This is a genomic window from Pedobacter sp. 01N416 (assembly GCF_056399685.1).
Window position 1 is genome coordinate 1 of the sequence record NZ_JBFTRT010001132.1, and the last position, 398, is coordinate 398.

The 398-nt window shown below is 35.4% G+C and carries 1 protein-coding gene; it reads left to right on the forward strand.

What is annotated here, in order from left to right:
* Positions 1 to 132: 132 nt before the first annotated feature.
* Positions 133 to 398, forward strand: a 266-nt coding sequence (gatC, locus tag AC1DND_RS29575) for an Asp-tRNA(Asn)/Glu-tRNA(Gln) amidotransferase subunit GatC (RefSeq protein WP_477586624.1), incomplete at its 3' end; no start/stop codon positions are given.

Here is a 398-nt window from a genome sequence, read left to right on the forward strand (position 1 = left end):
GTATGGAAGTAAGCCAGGAATTTGCGATATTTACGTCCACAAACCCATAAATACATCAACTTTGGCAGATGTTGATTCTGATGTACTGAAAGAAAAGGTTTACAGATTGATTGATAGCAAGTTAGTATAAATATGAACTTAGACGCAAAAACCATCCATAAAATAGCCGATCTGGCCAGAATTCATATTGATGAAAAACAGGTCGATACACTGATCCCTGAAATGAACAAAATTTTGTCATTCATGGAAAAGTTAAATGAACTGGATACTTCAAACGTGAAACCATTGGTTTATATGAACGAATCGGTTAATGTTTGGAGGGAAGATGTGGTTAAGCAGGAAATAGCTACAGCTGATGGTTTGAAAAATGCAGCAAAGCATACCGACCAATTTTTTAT